A 17,319-nucleotide genomic window follows, 5' to 3' on the forward strand; every position below is an offset into this window, starting at 1 on the left:
AACGGCTCGCTGATTTGGTCGCCAACACCTACTCCGGAACTAAGCCCGTTTGCGCGAAAATCTGTACTCGCCACAGTGAGGCACTGGCCATATCCCGCCAGCGTTCGCGGAATTTCTACTTTACACACTGGTCATACACTCGGGCGATTGCCGATTGATTTTGCTCGGCAATTCACGGTATTGAGTCTGCCGTAAGGGCAGACGGAGGAGGAGCTTCGCCGCGTCCCCGAATGACGGGGAGTTCGGGGCCAGCCCCCTTGAGACCCGCGCCGATTCGTGCGACCTCCGCCCCCAGCAAACCCCTTATTCTGAGCCTTCGATGCACATTCTTCTGCTCGGTTCCGGCGGCCGCGAACATGCCCTGGCATGGAAGATCGCAGCCTCCCCCCTGGTGACCAAATTCTGGTGCGCGCCCGGCAATGCCGGCATCGCGCGGGAGGCCGAATGCGTGGCGCTCGATGTCGCCGACCATACCGCGGTGATCGATTTCTGCAGGAAGAACGCGGTCGAGCTGGTGGTGGTCGGCCCGGAGACGCCGCTGGCGGCCGGCATCGTCGATGACCTCACCGCCGCCGGCATCAAGGCGTTCGGGCCGAGCAAGGTGGCCGCCCAGCTCGAAAGCTCCAAGGGTTTCACCAAGGCACTCTGCACCGAATTCGGCATTCCGACCGGCGCCTACAAGCGCTTCACCAACGCTGGCGATGCGCGCGCTTACGTCCAGAGCCAGGGCGCGCCGATCGTGGTCAAGGCCGACGGCCTTGCCGCCGGCAAGGGCGTGGTCGTCGCCAAGACCGTGCGCGAGGCCGAGGACGCCATCGCCATGATGTTCGAAGGCGCCTTTGGCGAGGCCGGCGCCGAAGTCGTGATCGAGGAGTTTCTGCCCGGCCGCGAGATCAGCTTCTTCGCGCTGTGCGACGGCGAGACCGCCATTCCGCTGGCCTCGGCCCAGGACCACAAGCGCGTGTTCGACCACGACGTCGGTCCCAACACGGGCGGCATGGGCGCCTATTCGCCGACGCCGCTGGTGACGCCTGCGATCCACGACGCGATCATGGCCAAGATCATCCTGCCGACGGTATCAGGCATGAAGCAGCGCGGCACGCCGTTCCGTGGCATCCTCTACGCCGGGATCATGCTGACGACGCAGGGCCCCAAGCTGTTCGAGTTCAACGTGCGCTTCGGCGATCCCGAGTGCCAGGTGCTGATGTTGCGCATGATGTCGGACATCGTGCCGGCCTTCCTTGCGGCCTGTGACGGGCAGCTGAAGAATTTCGATCTGCGCTGGCATCCGGACTCCGCGCTCACCGTGGTGATGGCGGCAAAGGGCTATCCTGGCGACTACCGGAAGGGCACGCGGATCGACGGGCTCGATGCGGCCGCCAAGGTCGACGCCGTCGAGATCTTCCACGCCGGCACGGTTGAGAAGGATGGCGCCATCCTCGCCAATGGCGGCCGGGTGCTCAATGTCTGCGCGCTCGGCAAGACCGTGACCGAGGCGCAAGGCCGCGCCTATCAGGCCGTCGACCGGATCGACTGGTCCGAAGGCTTCTGCCGCCGCGACATCGGCTGGCAAGCGGTGGAAGCGGAGAAAGCCCGGAGCTGACAGGCTTTTTTCCGGAAAAGCGTGCACCGGCAACGAAAATTGCCGCGTGCCACCGCGCCGCCACAACGACGTTCCAGAAATGCGTAGTCACCCGTTGGGCTTAGCAGCCCTCGCCGATGATGACCCTGCTACTGTGCATGGGGTTGTTTCGCCATTTTTGTTGGCGCAGCTCCGGGACTGATCAGATAAGGATGCAGAAGATGTCCGATCTTGCCGACCTCTATCCGGGCTTTGCCGCCAAATGGATCGACACCTCCTTCGGCCGCATCTTCGCCCGTGTCGGCGGCAAGGGCCCGCCCCTGCTGCTCCTGCACGGCTTCTCCGAGACGCATGTGATGTGGCACCGCGTCGCGCCAGAGCTTGCCGACGCCTTCACGCTGATCATCGCCGATTTGCCGGGCTATGGCTGGTCCGACATGCCCCAGAGCGATGCGCTGCACATCCCCTACAGCAAGCGCGCGATGGCCAAGGCCATGGTCGAGGTGATGGAACGCCTTGGCCACGTGCACTTCGCGCTGGCCGGCCACGACCGTGGCGGCCGCGTCTCCTACCGCCTCGCGCTCGACCATCCCGGCCGGCTGTCGAAGCTCGCGGTGCTCGATATCCTGCCGACCTATAATTACTGGGAGCGGATGAACCGCGCCTACGCGCTGAAGATCTATCACTGGAGCTTCCTGGCGCAGCCCTATCCGCTGCCGGAGACGTTGATCTCCAGCAATGGCGAATTCTTCCTGCGCTTCAAGATGGCGAGCCAGACCAGGTCGAAGACGTTGGAGGAAATCGACGAGCGCGCGCTTGAGCACTACATGGCCCCGTTCCGCGATCCCGCGCGGGTGCATGCGATGTGCGAGGACTATCGCGCCGGCGCCTATTTCGACTACGACCTCGACAAGGCCGATTTCGAGGCCGGCAAGAAAATCACCATTCCGATGCTGGCGCTGTGGGGCGATGCCGGCATCGCGCAGGCCGCCGCCACCCCGCTCGACACCTGGACGCAATGGGCCACGAACGTCGTGGGCATGCCGGTGGATTCCGGCCACTTCCTCACAGAGGAGAATCCGGACGATACCGCGAGGGCTCTGCGCGAGTTCTTTCTCGCGGACTAGCGTCGCTCGCGAAAGAACTCCCGCAGCAGCCGCGCCGCCTCGCTCTCGCCGACGCCGGAATAGACGTCCGGCTTGTGGTGGCAGGTTGGGGAGGCAAAGAACCGCACGCCGGACTCGACCGCGCCGCCCTTGGGGTCGGCCGCGCCGTAATAGAGCCGGCGGACCCTTGCAAGGGAGATGGCGCCCGCACACATGGTGCAGGGCTCCAGCGTCACGTAGAGGTCGCAATCGACGAGGCGCTCGCTGCCGACCTTTTTCGCCGCCTCGCGCAGCGCGATGATCTCGGCATGGGCGGTCGGGTCATGGTCGGTCAGCGTCCGGTTGGCCGCCGTGGCGATGACCTCGTCATCGCGGACGACCACGCATCCGATCGGAACTTCGCCCGATTTTCCGGCATTTTCGGCCGTCAGAAGCGCCAAATCCATGAAAGAAGGGGCCTTCATGCCTCGTATCATCGCCAGAAACCTGCTACTAGCTCCGCCTTCAGCAAGAGTGGATACCGATTTTGCCTGAGCATGCGGCTCGCAACGAGCGCGCACAATGCTCATCGCACGACCCCCTGAGTGAGATCATTCATGCCCCGCGACAGCGACAAAGACAACGATTCTCGTGGCCGGCGAGGCCCGGCCAAGGGGTCATCGAAGGGGCGCAGCGGCAAGCCGCGAGGCCCGGACAAGAAATTCGCCAAGCGCGGTTTTGAGGGCAAGGGCGACCGCGACAGCCGCCCGCCCCGGGGCGACCGTGACAGTCGCCCGTTCCGCCGCCGCGAGGAGGGCGATGCCCCGCACCGCGATTTCAGTGACCGTCCGCGCTTCAAGCGCGACGATCGCGCCAGTGAGGGCCGCGGCGAGCGCAGCTTCAAGCCGCGCGGCGACCGTCCGTTTTCCGATCGCGGCTCGCGCGATGGCGAGAAGCGGCCGTTCAAGCCCCGTGGCGATCGTCCGTCCTACGGGCGTGACGACCGTCCGCCGCGCCGGGATCGCGACGACGCGCGTCCGGCTGGCCGCTCCGGCGAGAGGAAGTTCGGCGACAAGCGGCCGTATGCGCCACGTGGCGAGCGCCCGGAACGCAAATTCGATGGCGAACGGAAATTTTCGCGGGGAGGAGATCGCGGGCCGCGCGAGGATCGTGGCGAGCGCAGCTTCAAGCCGCGTGGCGACCGCCCGAATTTCGATCGCGGCGATCGCGCGCCGCGCGGCGACCGTCCCGAGCGCAAGTTCGACGGCGAGCGAAAGTTTTCGCGGGGCGGAGCGGATCGCGGGCCGCGCAAGGATTTTGGCGGCCGCGACCGCGGTGAGGACAAGCCCTGGCAGAAGCGTGACGACCGTCGCGACGGCGGTCGCGGTGAAGACCGTCCGCGCTTTTCGCGATCGCGCGACGACCGTGCACCGGGCGATCGTCCGTTCCGCGACCGTCCGAAATTCGACCGCCCGCGCGAGCGCCCGGAAGGCCGCATGGATTGGCAGGAGCATCCGCGCAGCGAAGGCCGTTTTCGCGACCGTCCGCGCCGCGACAACGAGGACGACAGCAGAGTCTTCGAGAAGCGCCCCGCCTTCGGCGGCCGCGGCGCCTATCGCGAGCGCGATCGGGATTTCGAGGGACGGCCCCGCCGGGACGAAGCGCCGAAGCCCAAGAAGGCGGGCGAGCGCATCGCCAAGGCGTTGGCACGTGCAGGCCTCGCATCGCGTCGCGACGCCGAGGAGATGGTCACGCAGGGCCGCGTCACCGTCAACGGCCGGGTGATCAATTCGCCGGCGCTCGACATCACCCCGAACGACGTCGTCATGGTCGACGGCAAGCCGTTGCCGGAGCGCGAGCGCACGCGACTGTTCCTCTATCACAAGCCGCGCGGGCTGATGACGACGCATGACGACCCCGAGGGGCGTCCGACCGTGTTCGACAATCTGCCGGAAGGCCTGCCGCGCCTCATCAGCGTCGGCCGGCTCGACTTCAACACCGAGGGCCTGTTGCTGCTCACCAACGACGGCGGCCTCGCGCGCACGCTCGAGCTGCCGGACACCGGCTGGCTGCGCCGCTATCGCGTCCGCGCCCATGGCGACGTCACCCAGGCGCAACTCGACGAGCTCAAGAACGGCATCGAGGTCGAGGGCGTCAAATACGGTCCGATCGAAGCAACGCTCGAGCGCGATCAGGGCGCCAATGTCTGGCTGGTGTTCGCGATCCGCGAGGGCAAGAACCGCGAGGTGCGCAATGTCTGCGCCCATCTCGGGCTCGAGGTGAACCGGCTGATCCGCGTCTCCTATGGCCCGTTCCAGCTCGGCGAGATTCCAGAAGGCCAGGTCGACGAGATTAAGTCGCGCGTGCTGCGCGAGCAGCTCGGCGACAAGGTGATCGAGAAGTCGGGTGCGCAGTTCGACGTGCCGCAGAAGTCTTCTTCGCGCGACGACGATGCACCGCGCGAGAAGAAGCCCGCCAGCAAGCGCGCTGTGATCAACGACCGCAAGGGCCGCCGCGTGCTGGTACAGCGCACCGGCAGCGAGGAGGCGCGCGAGCGCAACGAGCAAGAGGCCAACGGTTACGGCCCGCCGCGCCGTCCCAAGCGTGGCTATCACGGCAAGCGCGACCTGACGCCGCGGGACGGCGAGTAAGGCCGATGGCTGACACGACGCTGACGCTCCGCCACAGGTCGTCATGGCCGGGCTTGACCCGGCCATCCACGTCTTGCTTGCGCCCACGGCTGAAGAACGTGGATGCCCAGGACAAGCCCGGGCATGACGGAGACTTCTAGATGCGCGTCGTCGGCGGCAGGTTGAAGGGGCGCAATCTGGCCTCACCGTCCTCGCGCGACATCCGCCCCACGGCGGATCGCCTGCGCGAGTCTGTGTTCAACATCCTCGTGCACGCCTATGACGATCCGATCGAGGACGCGCGCGTGCTCGATCTCTTCGCCGGCACCGGCGCCCTCGGCATCGAGGCGTCGTCACGCGGCGCGAAGTTCACACTGTTCGTGGACAATGGCGCGGAGGCGCGGGCGCTGCTGCGGAACAACGTCGAGTCGTTGGGGTTGGGTGGCATTACAAAGGTCTATCGCCGCGATGCGACCGACCTCGGCCCCGCGCATCCCGTCGAGCCGTTCTCGCTGGTGTTCCTCGATCCGCCCTATGGCAAGGGCTTTGCGGAGAAGGCGCTCGCGAGCCTGCGTGACGGCGGCTGGCTTACCCCTGGCGCGTTGCTGGTGGTGGAGGAGGCCAAGGCCGCGCAATTCGTGACGCCGGAAGGTTATGAGGAACTGGAGCGGCGGGCGTATGACGACACGGAGTTCGTGTTTCTGAGAAAGCAGCCGTAGTCTCGCTGCCGTAGGGTGGGCAAAGCGAAGCGTGCCCACCAGCTATCGAAATCCTTGGAAGATGGTGGGCACGGCGCTTTGCGCCTTTGCCCACCCTACGGCACAGTCACCGCCGCCCGAACAGCTTTTCCACATCGCTCAGCTTCAGCTCGACATAGGTCGGCCGTCCGTGATTGCACTGACCGGAGTTCGGGGTGTCCTCCATCTCGCGGAGCAGGGCGTTCATCTCTTCCGGCCGTAGCCGGCGGCCGGCGCGCACCGACCCGTGGCAGGCCATGGTCGCCGCGACGTGCATCAGGCGGCGCTCCAGCGGCAGCGCTTCATCCCACTCGGCCATATGCTCGGAGAGATCGCGGAGCAGCCCTCCGGCATTGGTCTTGCCGAGCAGCGACGGCGTCTCGCGCACGGCGACGGCGCCGGGACCGAAGGACTCGATCGCCAGCCCAAACGATGCGAGTTCCTCGCTGCGCTCCAGCAGGCGCTCCACCGTTGCCTCGTCCATCTCGACGATCTCGGGGATCAGGAGGATCTGCCGCTGCACACCATTGGCGGCGAGCGAGGCCTTCAGCCGTTCGTAGACGATGCGCTCATGCGCGGCATGCTGGTCGACGATGATGAGGCCGTCGCGGGTCTGCGAGACGATGTAGGTCTCGTGGATCTGCGTGCGCGCCGCACCGAGCGGGCGGTCGACGAGATCGGCCACGGGCTGCGCCTCGATCCTGATGTCAGCGCTCGGCGCGCCGACATCGAATGCGGCCTGCGCGCGCTCGGCGAAGGCGGGCGCGGCCGATCCCTCGAATGACGGCATCGGCGCGACCGGGGCTGCTGGCGAGGCCCGCCAGTCCCAACTCGCCGGACGCTGCGGCGTGAAGGCGGGCCGGAACGAGGACAAGGCGCTCTCGCCGCCGTTGGCGGCGGTGCGGCGGCCCTCGCGTGCGAGCCCTTCCTTCAGTCCATGCACGATCAGCGCGCGGACGAGGCCGGCATTGCGGAAGCGCACCTCGGTCTTGGCCGGATGCACGTTGGCGTCGACCTCGCGCGGATCGAGCGTGACGAACAGCGCCAGGACCGGATGGCGATCGCGCGGCAGATAGTCGGCATAGGCCCCGCGCACCGCCCCCAAGATCAGCTTGTCGCGCACAGGTCGGCCGTTGACGAAGAGATATTGCCCGAGCGCGTTGGCCTTGGTCAGCGCAGGGGCCGCGGCATAGCCGGCGACGACGACGCCGTCGCGCTCGGCATGGACCTCGATGGCGTGGCTGCGAAACTCCGCGCCCAGGATATCGCCGAGCCGCGTCAGGCGTCCGGCGGCACCGGGCAGCGCCGCAGCCCAGGTCACCGGCGCGCGTTCCTCGCCCGCCAGCGTGAAGGCGATGTCGGGCCGCGCCATCGCGAGGCGCCGGACCACCTCGCGGATCGCTTCCGCCTCGGTGCGGTCGGTCTTCAGAAACTTCAGTCGCGCCGGCGTCGCGTAGAAGAGGTCGCCAACCTCGACCCGCGTGCCGTGCGCCAGCGCCGCCGGCATGATCTCGGACTTCTCGCCGCCCTCGACGGTCAGCGCCCACGCATGCGGCTCGCTCGCATGGCGCGTGGTGATGGACAGACGCGCGACCGACCCGATCGAGGGCAGCGCCTCGCCGCGGAATCCGAGGGTGCGGATCTGGAGCAGGTCCTCATCGTCGAGCTTAGAGGTGGCGTGGCGCTCGACTGCGAGGGCGAGATCCTTCGCAATCATGCCGCCGCCGTCATCGGTGATGCCGATCCGCCGCCGCCCGCCGCCGTCGGTAAAGACATCGATGCGGCTCGCGCCGGCATCGATCGCGTTTTCGACGAGCTCCTTGACCACGCTCGCCGGACGTTCGACCACCTCGCCGGCGGCGATGCGGTTGACGACTTGCTCTGGAAGCTGGCGGACAGGCATGAACTCGGTCTTGGGCTCGAACGGGGGATTCGCAGACGACGCTATTCTAGGCCGTGTTGCGTCAAAAGCATGGGTTGGGCAACACCGGCGTGGCGGCCTGGGGAAGAGGGCTCTCTATCACATTGAAGACATTGGGCGTTCGAGAAAATTCCGCAACCGGAATGAACGGATGTCCGGCCGTTGTCCTGATTGTGAGGTGCCGGGGAGCGGTGTAGCATCGTGAAAAAATGGCAACCGGACGGGAGGACGCCATGTGCCATCTCTTCGCGCACCAGCCCCAACGCGACTACGAATCCCAGACCCGTTCCTTGAGGATCGGTGGGCACTGCACCTCGATCCGGCTCGAAATGGCGTTCTGGGACACGCTGGAGGAGATCGCGGCCAAGGAGAATATGAGCGTCGGCAAGTTCCTGACCACGCTCTACAACGAGGTGCTCGACCATCATGGCGAGGTCAACAATTTTGCCTCGCTGCTGCGATGTTCTTGCCTGATCTACCGCTCAAAGAGCATGGTGCCGGTGCCGGAATTCAAGGCGACCGTCGCGCCCATTCTCGACGCAGCCGAGTAGCTGCTCCCAACAAGAGTGCGTAGCCCGGATGGAGCGAAGCGCAATCCGGGTTTCGGGCCACAAGTGACGGCGGCCCCGGATTACGCTTCGTTCCATCCGGGCTACGAGACTCCATCCGCCGTCATTGCGAGCAGCTCTTGCGACGAAGCAATCCAGACTGTTGCGCGGAGAAACTCTGGATTGCTTCGCTCCGCTCGCAATGACGGAGGAGAGAGCGGTTTGCCTATCCGGCCTCAAATCTCCTTCTTCTGCATCGCGCCAGCGATGTAGTCCGCCTGCCGGATGGCCAGCGCAACGATGGTCAGGGTCGGGTTGCAGGCCGCGCCGCTGGTAAACTGGCTGCCGTCGGAGACGAACAGGTTCTTGACGTCGTGGCTCTGACCGAACTTGTTGACCACGCCGTCCCTGGGCTTCTCGCTCATCCTGTTGGTGCCGAGGTTGTGCGTGCTCGGATAGGGCGGGGTCGGATAGGTCACGGTGGCGCCGACGGCGTCATAGACTGCGGCGCCCTGCTTGTAGGCATGCGCGCGCATCGCGACGTCGTTGGGATGATCGTCGAAATGAACGCTCGCGACCGCCTGGCCGTGCTTGTCCTTCACGCTAGGGTCGAGCGTGATGCGGTTGGTCTCCTGCGGCATGTCCTCGCCCACCAGCCACATGCCGGCCATCCTGGGATAGCCGTCCAGCGCGCTAGTGAACGGGCGTCCCCAGGCGCCGGGATTGAGGAACGCCGCCATGAACGGCAGCCCGATCGACAGCGTCTCCATCTCGTAGCCGCCGACGAAGCCGCGCTTCGGATTGTTGACGGACTCGTCGCGGATGATGCCGGCCATGGTCGTGCCGCGATACATGTGCACCGACTTCTCGAATACGGCATAGACGCTGCCGGTCATGTGCCGCATGTAGTTGCGGCCGACCTGACCCGATGAATTGCCGAGGCCGTCGGGGAACATGCTCGAGGCGCTGTTGAGCAGTAGCCGCGGGCTCTCGATCGAATTGCCGGCGACTGCGACGATACGCGCCTTCTGGCGTTGCATCGCGCCGCTCTCGTCAGCGTAGACGACGCCGGTCACCTTACCGCTCGGATCGTGCTCGATCTTGACCACCATGCTGCCGGGGCGGACCTCGAGATTGCCGGTGGCCTCACCCTTGGGGATCTCGGTGTAGAGCGTCGACCATTTTGCGCCGGATTTGCAGCCCTGGAAGCAGAAGCCGATCTGCTGGCAGGAACCGCGTCCGTCGCGCGGCTGGCTGTTGATCGCCATGTTGCCGGTGTGCACGGTCTTGTAGCCGAGCTTCTTGGCGCCGGCTTCGAGCACCTTGAAGTTATTGTTGCCGGGAAGTCCGGGAATGCCGTTGGTGCGGGTCACGCCCATCTTGTTCTCGGCCTTGGCGTACCACGGCTCCATCTCCGCGAGCGTCACCGGCCAGTCCAGCAGATTGGCGCCGGGAATGTTGCCGTAGGTGCTCTTCACCTTGAACTCGTGCTCGTCGAAACGCAGCGATGCGCCGGCCCAATGGGTCGTCGAGCCGCCGACGGCCTTGACGATCCAGGCGGGAAGGCCCGAAAAATCCTTGGCGACGCGCCAAGTTCCCGATGTCGTTCGCGCATCGGTCCAGGCGAGCTGGGAAAAACTCTCCCACTCGTCGTTGACGAAGTCCTGGTTCTCGATGCGGGGACCTGCTTCAAGGATGACAACCTTGACGCCCTTCTGCGCGAGCTCGTTGCCCAGCGTTCCGCCGCCGGCACCGGAGCCGACGATCACCACAACGCTGGAGTCGTTCAGATCGAATTTTGCCATATGCGTTCTCCTGAACCGTTGGGTGCGGTTTAAGCCTTCGGCAGCCAGTCGATGTCGGCGAAGCCGCGGTTGATGTAGCCGCCGTGCTCAGCGGACGAGCCCTCGTAGCCGAACCGCGGCCAGACCTCTTTCTGGTTGTAGAGCGAGACGACGAGGTCGCCGCGCACCTTCTGGAAGAAGTCGCTTTGCTCGATCTCCTTCAGCAGCACCACGCGGTCGGCTTCCCAGGGCACCTCGGCGTAAGCCACCTTGTGGCGATCGCGTGCGTTCTGATCGAGCCGCGTGATGCCGTCGCTGATCAGCGACTTGACCGACGCATCCTTGGCCGCCTTGCCATCCCATGGCGTGATCGCGGTGATGTAGTAGCTGTCGCCGAGGACGTCGTGCGGATAGATGTCGCGCGCGACCTTCAGCAGCGTCTTCATCGTGGCCGGCGACAGCGTGCTCGCTTCATCGGCCCAGGCATCCTCGATGCTGACGGCAACGCTGGTCGCGACAGCGACGACCGGCACGGCGGTTGCCGCACCCTTGAGAAAGACGCGGCGGCTGTGCTTGCTTCGACGGTCGACTTCTCTCATGGCATTCCTCCTTCAATTTTTGTGATTTGGATTTTTATGTTCTGATCAGTTGAAGCGTCCACCTCGCTCGATCACTTCGATCTTGTAGCCATCGGGGTCGCTGACGAAGAAGAAGCGCGCCAGCGTTCGGCCGTCGTGCTTGAAGTCGCGCAGGGGCCCCGGTGCGAGTTTCTCGCGCTCGAAGCGGGCATGTTCGGCGTCGAGGTCTTCGACCACCACGGCAAGATGGCCGTACCCATCGCCGAGCGCATATGGCTCCTTGCGATCGAAATTGACCGTCAGCTCGACCTCGAAAGGTGAGGAGGGGTGACGCAGATAGATCAGGGCGAAATCCGCGAACTTCAGATGGTCGGTGACCTCCAGGCCGAAGGCGCGCCTGTAGAAGTCGAGCGATCGCACCTCATCGCGCACACGGATCATGGAATGAACCGGCTTTGCCATTCAGTTCTGCTCCTTCAGATAAGCGATGATGGCGGCGCGCGTCTCCGGCTTCGCCTGCCGGTAGACCATGGTCGCGCCGGGAATGACGGCTTGAGGATTGATCAGCCAGGCGTCGAGCTTTGCCTCGTCCCAGGCGAAGTCAGCTTTCGCGAGACTCTCCGAGTAGCGAAAGCCTTCGAGCTTGCCGGCGGGGCGGCCCACGATCTTGACCAGAGCCGGTCCCTGCCGCATCGGTTCCGACAGGCTGGTGGTATGGCACACCGCGCATTGCTGCTTGAACAGTGTCGCGCCATCCGGCGGCTTTGCCGCCGGCAAAGGCATCTGCGCGTCGGCAACCCGAATGATCAGCACCACTGCGGTGCACAATCCCAGCACGATCGCGCGCATCGCCAAGAATCCCGCCCGTCCACATCAACCTGCGCAAACTCTAGGCGGCGTCAAAGATGCGGTGGTAGTAGCGGGCTGTTTCTTGGCGCAAGGCGATGCACGTGGCGTGTGGTGTTCCGCGCCGCCTTATATGCGGAGCACAATTCCGCGAAACCGCCGTCAAATCCCTAAACGATCACCACACCAGGCGCATTGCATGGCGGTCGCGCCGCTTGAACTCTCTACGCGATGCAATGGTCCGGTGCAGACGAGCGGCGTCGGGAGCCGCCGAGCCATTCATCGCAACAAATCCAGGAGAAATGGATGAAGTTGGTGAAGACCTCGATGATCGCATGCACTCTGTCGGCTCTTATTGCGACGCCCGTTCTCGCGCAAAGCGCGCCCCCCACTGCCAAGCCGGGCACCGTGCAAAGCAAACCCATGCAAGGCAGCACGATGGGCAGTGGCGATGAGGAGATGAACGCTCAACCGGGCGCGGCGGGTGAGAAGACCGGCATGAAGTCGACCAAAGGCACCCGAGGCACGGTCGGCACCACAGGCAGCGCTGCGCACAAGGGGACCGCCGACGATCCCACGACGGGCGGTGCAGCCCCATCCAAGCGTTACTAGTCTCGCCGGTGAAACGGCAAAACTCCGGTCGCCCCGCGGCCGGAGTTTTTTCGGCTGCATTCGCTAAAGCATGATCCGGAAAGGTGCGAAGCGGTTTTCCGAAAAGATCATGCTCAAACAACAACCTAAAGCGCGATGACGGTTCATCCCAATCTCATCGCACTTTAGTCGTCGAAGCGGCCGCCACGACCGGCCTTGACGTCGCCACGGCGCTTCTTGCCGTCGAGCCGGCGCTGCTTGGAGGCGTAGGTCGGCCGCGTCGCACGCCTTGGCGTCGGCCGTATCATTGCCTCACTCAGGATTTCGACGAGCCGGTCGATGGCGTCCTGCCGGTTACGCTCCTGGGTGCGGAAGCGCTGGGCGTGGATGACGATCACGCCGTCCTTGGTCATGCGCTGGCCGGCGATGCGGGCGAGCCGGATGGCGGCGTCCTCCGGCAAAATCAGCTTGCGCGTGTCGAAGCGCAGTTGTGCGGAGGTCGCGACCTTGTTGACGTTCTGCCCGCCGGGCCCAGAGGCGCGGACAAAGCCGATCTCGATGTCGTCCTCGTCGATGACGAGATCGCGGGATATCCGCAGCATGATGGCACCATTCGTGATGTCCGGACATATCGCGGACGTCCAGGTTCGGCAATGGTGCATCTGGAACGCAAATGGCCGGGACGAGCCCGGCCATTTCGGGAGACGTTCTGTCCGACCGTCAGTTCGACTTCGTCGCCGGTGCAGCCGCCGGCTGCGCGGCGGCCTGCGGGGCGCGACCGACGACGACGGTCAGGAGGCCCTGGCCCCACAGGCGCTTAGCGGCGGCCTTGGCGTCATCAAGCGTCACGGCATCGACGATGGCGTTGCGCTTCTCGATATAGTCGATCGGCAGCTTGTCCTGCTGATATTGCAACAGCGCCTGCGCGAGCTTGGAGGAGGTATCGAGCGCCAGCATCTGCGAGCCCTTGAGGTAGGACTTGGCCTCGTCGAGCTCCTTCTGCGTCGGGCCCTCGTCGGCGATGCGGCGGACCTCCTTCTCGATGGCGTCGATGGTGTCGCCGGCGCGGTCGGCGCGGGTGCCGGTATTGCCGATGAAGAGCGCCGAATGCTGCATCCAGAGCAGCGATTCGTACACGGAATAGGCCAGCCCGCGCTTCTCGCGGACCTCGCGATAGAGCCGGGAGGACAATCCACCGCCGCCGAGGATGTGGTTGACGACATAGGCTGCCATGAAGTTGGGATCGCTGCGCTTCACCCCGGGGCCGCCGAACGTGATCACGGTTTGCGGCACGTCGAGGGTCACGAAGGCGCGCTGCGGCGGCTTTGCGGCCTCGACGTCCGGGACCGGCGTGAGGTTGGCCTTGGCGGGGAGGGCGCCGAAGGTGTGGTCGAGCAGCTTGCCGAGTGTCGCCGGATCGACATCGCCGACGACCGCGATCTTCAGCCCATCCTTGGCGAGCACGCGGCCGACATAATCCTTCATGTCGGCGACCGTGATGGTCGGCACGCTGTCGAGGTTGCCGTTGGTCTGCCGGCCGTAGGGATGGCCGCCGAAGGCGACCTCCAGGAACTTGCGGCTCGCGAGCGAGGTCGGATTGGTGGTCTCGCGGCGCAGCCCCGAAATGACCTGCGAGCGGATGCGTTCGACATCGGCCGTATCGAAATGCGGCGAGGTCAGCGCCATCCTGAGCAGGTCGAAGGCCTCGTCCTTGTTGTCGCGCAGCATGCGCAGGCTGCCGCGGAAGGTGTCGCGGGTGGCGCTGAAGGAGAGCTCGATGGCGCGGCGGTCGAGCCGTTCATGGAAAGTCTTGGAGTCGAGATCGCCGGAGCCTTCGTCGAGGAGGTCGCCGACCAGGTTGGCGACGCCCGACTTGTCCTTGGGATCCTGGGCCGAGCCGCCGGCGAAGGAATATTCCATGGCGATCAGCGGCACCGTCGCGTCCTGCACGAACCAGGCTTCGATGCCGCCCGGCGAGATCAGATGCTGGATCTTTGCGGCCGCATGCGACGGCGACACCACGGCGAGCGCGAGCGCCGCGCCGGTGACGAAGGATAGTGCGAAATGTCTTGTGCGTAGGAAGTGTTTTGCGCGAAGGAAAGAATAGGTCACGAACGCTTCTCCTCGCGCTTGGCGCTGGCGGTGTCCTTGATCAGATAGCCCGTCACCGAGCGCTTCTTCTCGAGCCATTTCTGGGCGGCGGCGCGAACCTGCTCGGCGGTGACCGCGCGGATGCGGTCCGGCCAGCTCCTGATGTCCTCGATCGACAGGCCCGTGGTCAGCGCGCCGCCATACCAGCGCGCCAGCACAGTCTGATTGTCCTGGGCGTAGATCGCCTCGGCGATGAGCTGGGTCTTGACCCGCTCCAGATCCTCGGCGCGGATCGGGTTCTGCGCGACGTTGGCGATGACGCCGTCGACCGCCTGCTCGACCTCGGCGAAGCTGACGCCGGGTTTCGGCGCAGCCGAGATCGCGAACTGCGTCGGGTCGAGCGAGATGCTCGAATAGCTGGCGCTGGCGGAGACCGCGAGCGGCTTGTCGACGACGAGCGCGCGGTAGAGATAGGAATTGCTGCCGCTGCCCATCAGCTGCGCGAGCACGTCGAGGGCGGCGCTCTCGCCGGCCGCAGCCGTGGTCGCCGAGGGCACGAGATAATAGCGCCGCATGTTGGGCTGTTCGACGCGCGGGTCGGCCAGCGTGACGGTGCGCGGCGCGGCCGGCTCCGGCTCCTGCGGACGAACGCGCCGCGCCGGGATGGCGGGCTGCGGCGGGATGGAGCCGAAATTGCGCTCGACCAGCGGGCGGATTTCAGCGGCGTCCACGTCGCCGGCGATCACCAGAATCGCGTTGTTCGGCGCGTAGAAGCGGCGGTAGAAGGCGAGCGCGTCCTCACGGTCGAGCTTCTCGATCTCCTGATGCCAGCCGATCACCGGCCGGCCGTAGGGATGATTGAGATAGAGCGCGGCCATGATCTGCTCGTTCAGCCGCGCGTCGGGATTGTTGGCGACGCGCATGTTGTACTCTTCGAGCACGACGTCGCGCTCGGGCAGCACGTTCTCGTCCTTGAGGATGAGGCCGGTCATGCGGTCGGCCTCGAACTCCATCATGGTCGGCAGCTGCTCTTTCGGCACGCGCTGGTAGTAGTTGGTGTAGTCGACCGAGGTCGAGGCGTTCTCGTTGCCGCCGACGCGGAGCACGGTCTGGGAGAATTCGCCGACGGGATGTTTCGAGGTGCCCTTGAACATCAGGTGCTCGAGGAAGTGCGCGAGCCCGGATTTGCCCGGCGTCTCGTCGGCCGAGCCGACCTTGTACCAGATCATCTCCGTGACCACGGGCGTACGGTGATCCGGGATCACCACGACCTGCATGCCGTTGCTGAGCGTGAAGCTGGCGGGCGGGGCCGATGTTACCGTGGTCTGGGCGAGGGACGCGCCGACCGTCAGGACACTCGTCGAAAGCAGCGCGGCAAGGAGGCAGGCAGCCGATCGGTAAGAGGACATCATGATCCTTATGAAAGGCCGAGCCCGGATGTCCGGCTCGGAGGCACGGCATGGTACACCGTGCGGCTGAGACTTCGCGTCACGAAGCAGAGAACGCCATCAACTCGAGAGCAGGCCAGCAGCCGAAGCCGCAGAAAGGGCCGGCAGCCGGCTCCGCGTCTGCCGAAACGTCGGGGCGGGGCAGGAGGGCTATTTCTCCTTCTCCTTGCCGGAGAGGACGTCGAAATAGGTTCGCTTCGAATTATCCGGCCCGGAGCCGTAGGCGTAGTTCGGCGACGGCGTCTGATATCCAGGCGGCGGCTCCACCAGCGACTGGCGCGGCGGCTCCGTCGTGAACTGCTTGGACTCGGGGCTGTCCCCTTTGAACAGTTTCCACAGGCCGCCGGTATATCCGAGCTGGGCAGGGCTGAGCGTCGGGTTATTAGTGCTGTTGCCCGGCTGGACCGGGTCGTTGCTCGACGTGCGGCTGTTGCCGTTGGTCTTGGCGGCGTTCAACTCGGCCGGAGTGAGTGGTCGGGCCGTTTCCCAGGGGTTCACGAACTTGGTGCCAGATTTCTTTCTGGCAGCGGCAGCCTCCTTGCGACGCCTCTCATCGGGGTCTTTTGGCCAGTTCGGAGGAGCGGCCTCGGCCGACGATGCCGGGGGCGGCAGGTCGAGCTTTGGCGGCACCACCAGCGGCGAACGTTCGCGGTATTCAATGCCGGGCGTTTCCATGCTCTTGGCGCCGAGACCGGACATCAAATTATCGATAATCTTTTCCTCGAAGGTCCGATCGTCTTCGTCGTCATCGCCGGCGCGGGCCGCGCCTGCCGCCATCACGAGACCGATGCCGAGCGCGACAGCGGACAATTTCAATGCCCGCCAGAACCCCCATTGGGTGTCTCGCACCATCGAACCGCTGGTCATCGAGCTGCGCATCACTGTACCTGTTTCATATTGTGGCAGATTGCCGCTCGCACGCGGCTTAAACTCTCGCAAAAAGCGGGTTCCACCTGCCGGTCGTATCGGCCGGGATCAGGGCGCTTTTGCGGCGGGTACCCCCAGGAAGGAATCATACAATAGCGCCGCCACCCCAGCAACGATGGCCACGTCGGCGAGGTTAAACACATACCAATTATAGCTATTTCCGCCGATCTCGATGTGGAACAGGGCGAAATCCACCACCGCGCCATAGGCCAGGCGATCGATGCCATTGCCAATGGCGCCCCCGATGATCAGGCCGAGCGCGATCGTGGCGAGGTGGGTGTGGGAGCGGGCCATCCAGATCGCCAGCGCGACCACCGCGATACCTTTGACGGCCATCAGCGCGAGCTGCGCCGCCTGGCTGTCGTTCTGGAGCCAGCCGAAGCTGATGCCGATGTTCCAGGCCAGCACCAGGTCGAAGAACGGCGTCACCCTGACCGCGCCGCGATGGGCGAGGTCGAACACGTTCAGCAGCCAGAGCTTCGAGGCCTGGTCGAGGACGAGTGTGACCAGGGCGGAGAGGATGCCGGCGCGGAGCGGGGTCATGCCGGGGA

Annotated in this window: 17 protein-coding genes; 6 read left to right on the forward strand and 11 right to left on the reverse strand. The window is 65.3% G+C overall.

Annotated elements, in window-relative coordinates:
* Positions 1 to 319 precede the first annotated feature (319 nt).
* Together purD and NLM27_RS38290 are read left to right on the forward strand one after the other, a co-directional pair.
* Positions 320 to 1,603 (forward strand): phosphoribosylamine--glycine ligase, encoded by a 1,284-nt coding sequence (gene purD / locus NLM27_RS38285; protein ID WP_254148184.1) that lies wholly within the window; start codon positions 320 to 322, stop codon positions 1,601 to 1,603.
* Between the two features lie 200 nt (positions 1,604 to 1,803).
* Positions 1,804 to 2,709, forward strand: a complete 906-nt coding sequence (locus NLM27_RS38290) for an alpha/beta fold hydrolase (RefSeq protein ID WP_254148185.1) — start codon at positions 1,804 to 1,806, stop codon at positions 2,707 to 2,709.
* On the opposite strand, the gene NLM27_RS38295 is transcribed toward NLM27_RS38290, so the two are convergent.
* Positions 2,706 to 3,164: a nucleoside deaminase gene (locus NLM27_RS38295; protein ID WP_254149030.1), complete on the reverse strand. Its 459-nt coding sequence runs from the start codon at positions 3,162 to 3,164 to the stop codon at positions 2,706 to 2,708. The genes NLM27_RS38290 and NLM27_RS38295 overlap by 4 nt on opposite strands.
* Before the next feature lie 120 nt (positions 3,165 to 3,284).
* Between NLM27_RS38295 and NLM27_RS38300 the strand changes: the two genes are divergently transcribed.
* Positions 3,285 to 5,318: a pseudouridine synthase gene (locus tag NLM27_RS38300; protein WP_254148186.1), complete on the forward strand. Its 2,034-nt coding sequence runs from the start codon at positions 3,285 to 3,287 to the stop codon at positions 5,316 to 5,318.
* A gap of 140 nt (positions 5,319 to 5,458) precedes the next feature.
* A complete protein-coding gene (gene rsmD / locus NLM27_RS38305; protein ID WP_254148187.1) occupies positions 5,459 to 6,016 on the forward strand; it encodes a 16S rRNA (guanine(966)-N(2))-methyltransferase RsmD in 558 nt (185 codons plus the stop codon).
* A 106-nt stretch (positions 6,017 to 6,122) separates the two neighbouring features.
* On the opposite strand, the gene mutL is transcribed toward rsmD, so the two are convergent.
* Entirely contained in the window at positions 6,123 to 7,937 is a 1,815-nt protein-coding gene (gene mutL / locus NLM27_RS38310; protein ID WP_254148188.1) for a DNA mismatch repair endonuclease MutL, read from the reverse strand.
* A 251-nt stretch (positions 7,938 to 8,188) separates the two neighbouring features.
* On the opposite strand from mutL, the gene NLM27_RS38315 reads away from it, so the two are divergent.
* A complete protein-coding gene (locus NLM27_RS38315) occupies positions 8,189 to 8,506 on the forward strand; it encodes a ribbon-helix-helix domain-containing protein (protein ID WP_254148189.1) in 318 nt (105 codons plus the stop codon).
* A 233-nt stretch (positions 8,507 to 8,739) separates the two neighbouring features.
* On the opposite strand, the gene NLM27_RS38320 is transcribed toward NLM27_RS38315, so the two are convergent.
* The 4 genes from NLM27_RS38320 to NLM27_RS38335 are packed head-to-tail and all read right to left on the reverse strand — an operon-like array spanning position 8,740 to position 11,714.
* Positions 8,740 to 10,308 (reverse strand): GMC family oxidoreductase, encoded by a 1,569-nt coding sequence (locus NLM27_RS38320; protein WP_254148190.1) that lies wholly within the window; start codon positions 10,306 to 10,308, stop codon positions 8,740 to 8,742.
* 29 nt (positions 10,309 to 10,337) lie between these two features.
* A complete protein-coding gene (locus NLM27_RS38325; RefSeq protein WP_254148191.1) occupies positions 10,338 to 10,886 on the reverse strand; it encodes a gluconate 2-dehydrogenase subunit 3 family protein in 549 nt (182 codons plus the stop codon).
* Positions 10,887 to 10,931: 45 nt separating this feature from the next.
* Positions 10,932 to 11,327 (reverse strand): VOC family protein, encoded by a 396-nt coding sequence (locus NLM27_RS38330; RefSeq protein ID WP_254148192.1) that lies wholly within the window; start codon positions 11,325 to 11,327, stop codon positions 10,932 to 10,934.
* A complete protein-coding gene (locus NLM27_RS38335; RefSeq protein WP_254148193.1) occupies positions 11,328 to 11,714 on the reverse strand; it encodes a cytochrome c family protein in 387 nt (128 codons plus the stop codon).
* Between the two features lie 303 nt (positions 11,715 to 12,017).
* Between NLM27_RS38335 and NLM27_RS38340 the strand changes: the two genes are divergently transcribed.
* Complete coding sequence (locus NLM27_RS38340) at positions 12,018 to 12,323, forward strand: hypothetical protein (RefSeq protein WP_254148194.1); 306 nt, start codon at positions 12,018 to 12,020, stop codon at positions 12,321 to 12,323.
* Between the two features lie 164 nt (positions 12,324 to 12,487).
* On the opposite strand, the gene arfB is transcribed toward NLM27_RS38340, so the two are convergent.
* From arfB to lspA, 5 genes are all read right to left on the reverse strand, one after another.
* Complete coding sequence (arfB, locus tag NLM27_RS38345) at positions 12,488 to 12,904, reverse strand: alternative ribosome rescue aminoacyl-tRNA hydrolase ArfB (RefSeq protein WP_254148195.1); 417 nt, start codon at positions 12,902 to 12,904, stop codon at positions 12,488 to 12,490.
* Between the two features lie 118 nt (positions 12,905 to 13,022).
* Complete coding sequence (locus NLM27_RS38350; RefSeq protein WP_375142302.1) at positions 13,023 to 14,414, reverse strand: M16 family metallopeptidase; 1,392 nt, start codon at positions 14,412 to 14,414, stop codon at positions 13,023 to 13,025.
* Positions 14,411 to 15,805: a M16 family metallopeptidase gene (locus NLM27_RS38355; RefSeq protein WP_375142303.1), complete on the reverse strand. Its 1,395-nt coding sequence runs from the start codon at positions 15,803 to 15,805 to the stop codon at positions 14,411 to 14,413. Before NLM27_RS38355 ends, NLM27_RS38350 begins: the two co-directional genes overlap by 4 nt.
* A gap of 186 nt (positions 15,806 to 15,991) precedes the next feature.
* Positions 15,992 to 16,720: a hypothetical protein gene (locus tag NLM27_RS38360; protein ID WP_254148198.1), complete on the reverse strand. Its 729-nt coding sequence runs from the start codon at positions 16,718 to 16,720 to the stop codon at positions 15,992 to 15,994.
* Between the two features lie 96 nt (positions 16,721 to 16,816).
* Positions 16,817 to 17,311 (reverse strand): signal peptidase II, encoded by a 495-nt coding sequence (lspA, locus tag NLM27_RS38365; protein ID WP_254148199.1) that lies wholly within the window; start codon positions 17,309 to 17,311, stop codon positions 16,817 to 16,819.
* Positions 17,312 to 17,319 lie beyond the last annotated feature (8 nt).

It is taken from the genome of Bradyrhizobium sp. CCGB12 (assembly GCF_024199845.1).
Classification (GTDB): Bacteria; Pseudomonadota; Alphaproteobacteria; order Rhizobiales; family Xanthobacteraceae; genus Bradyrhizobium.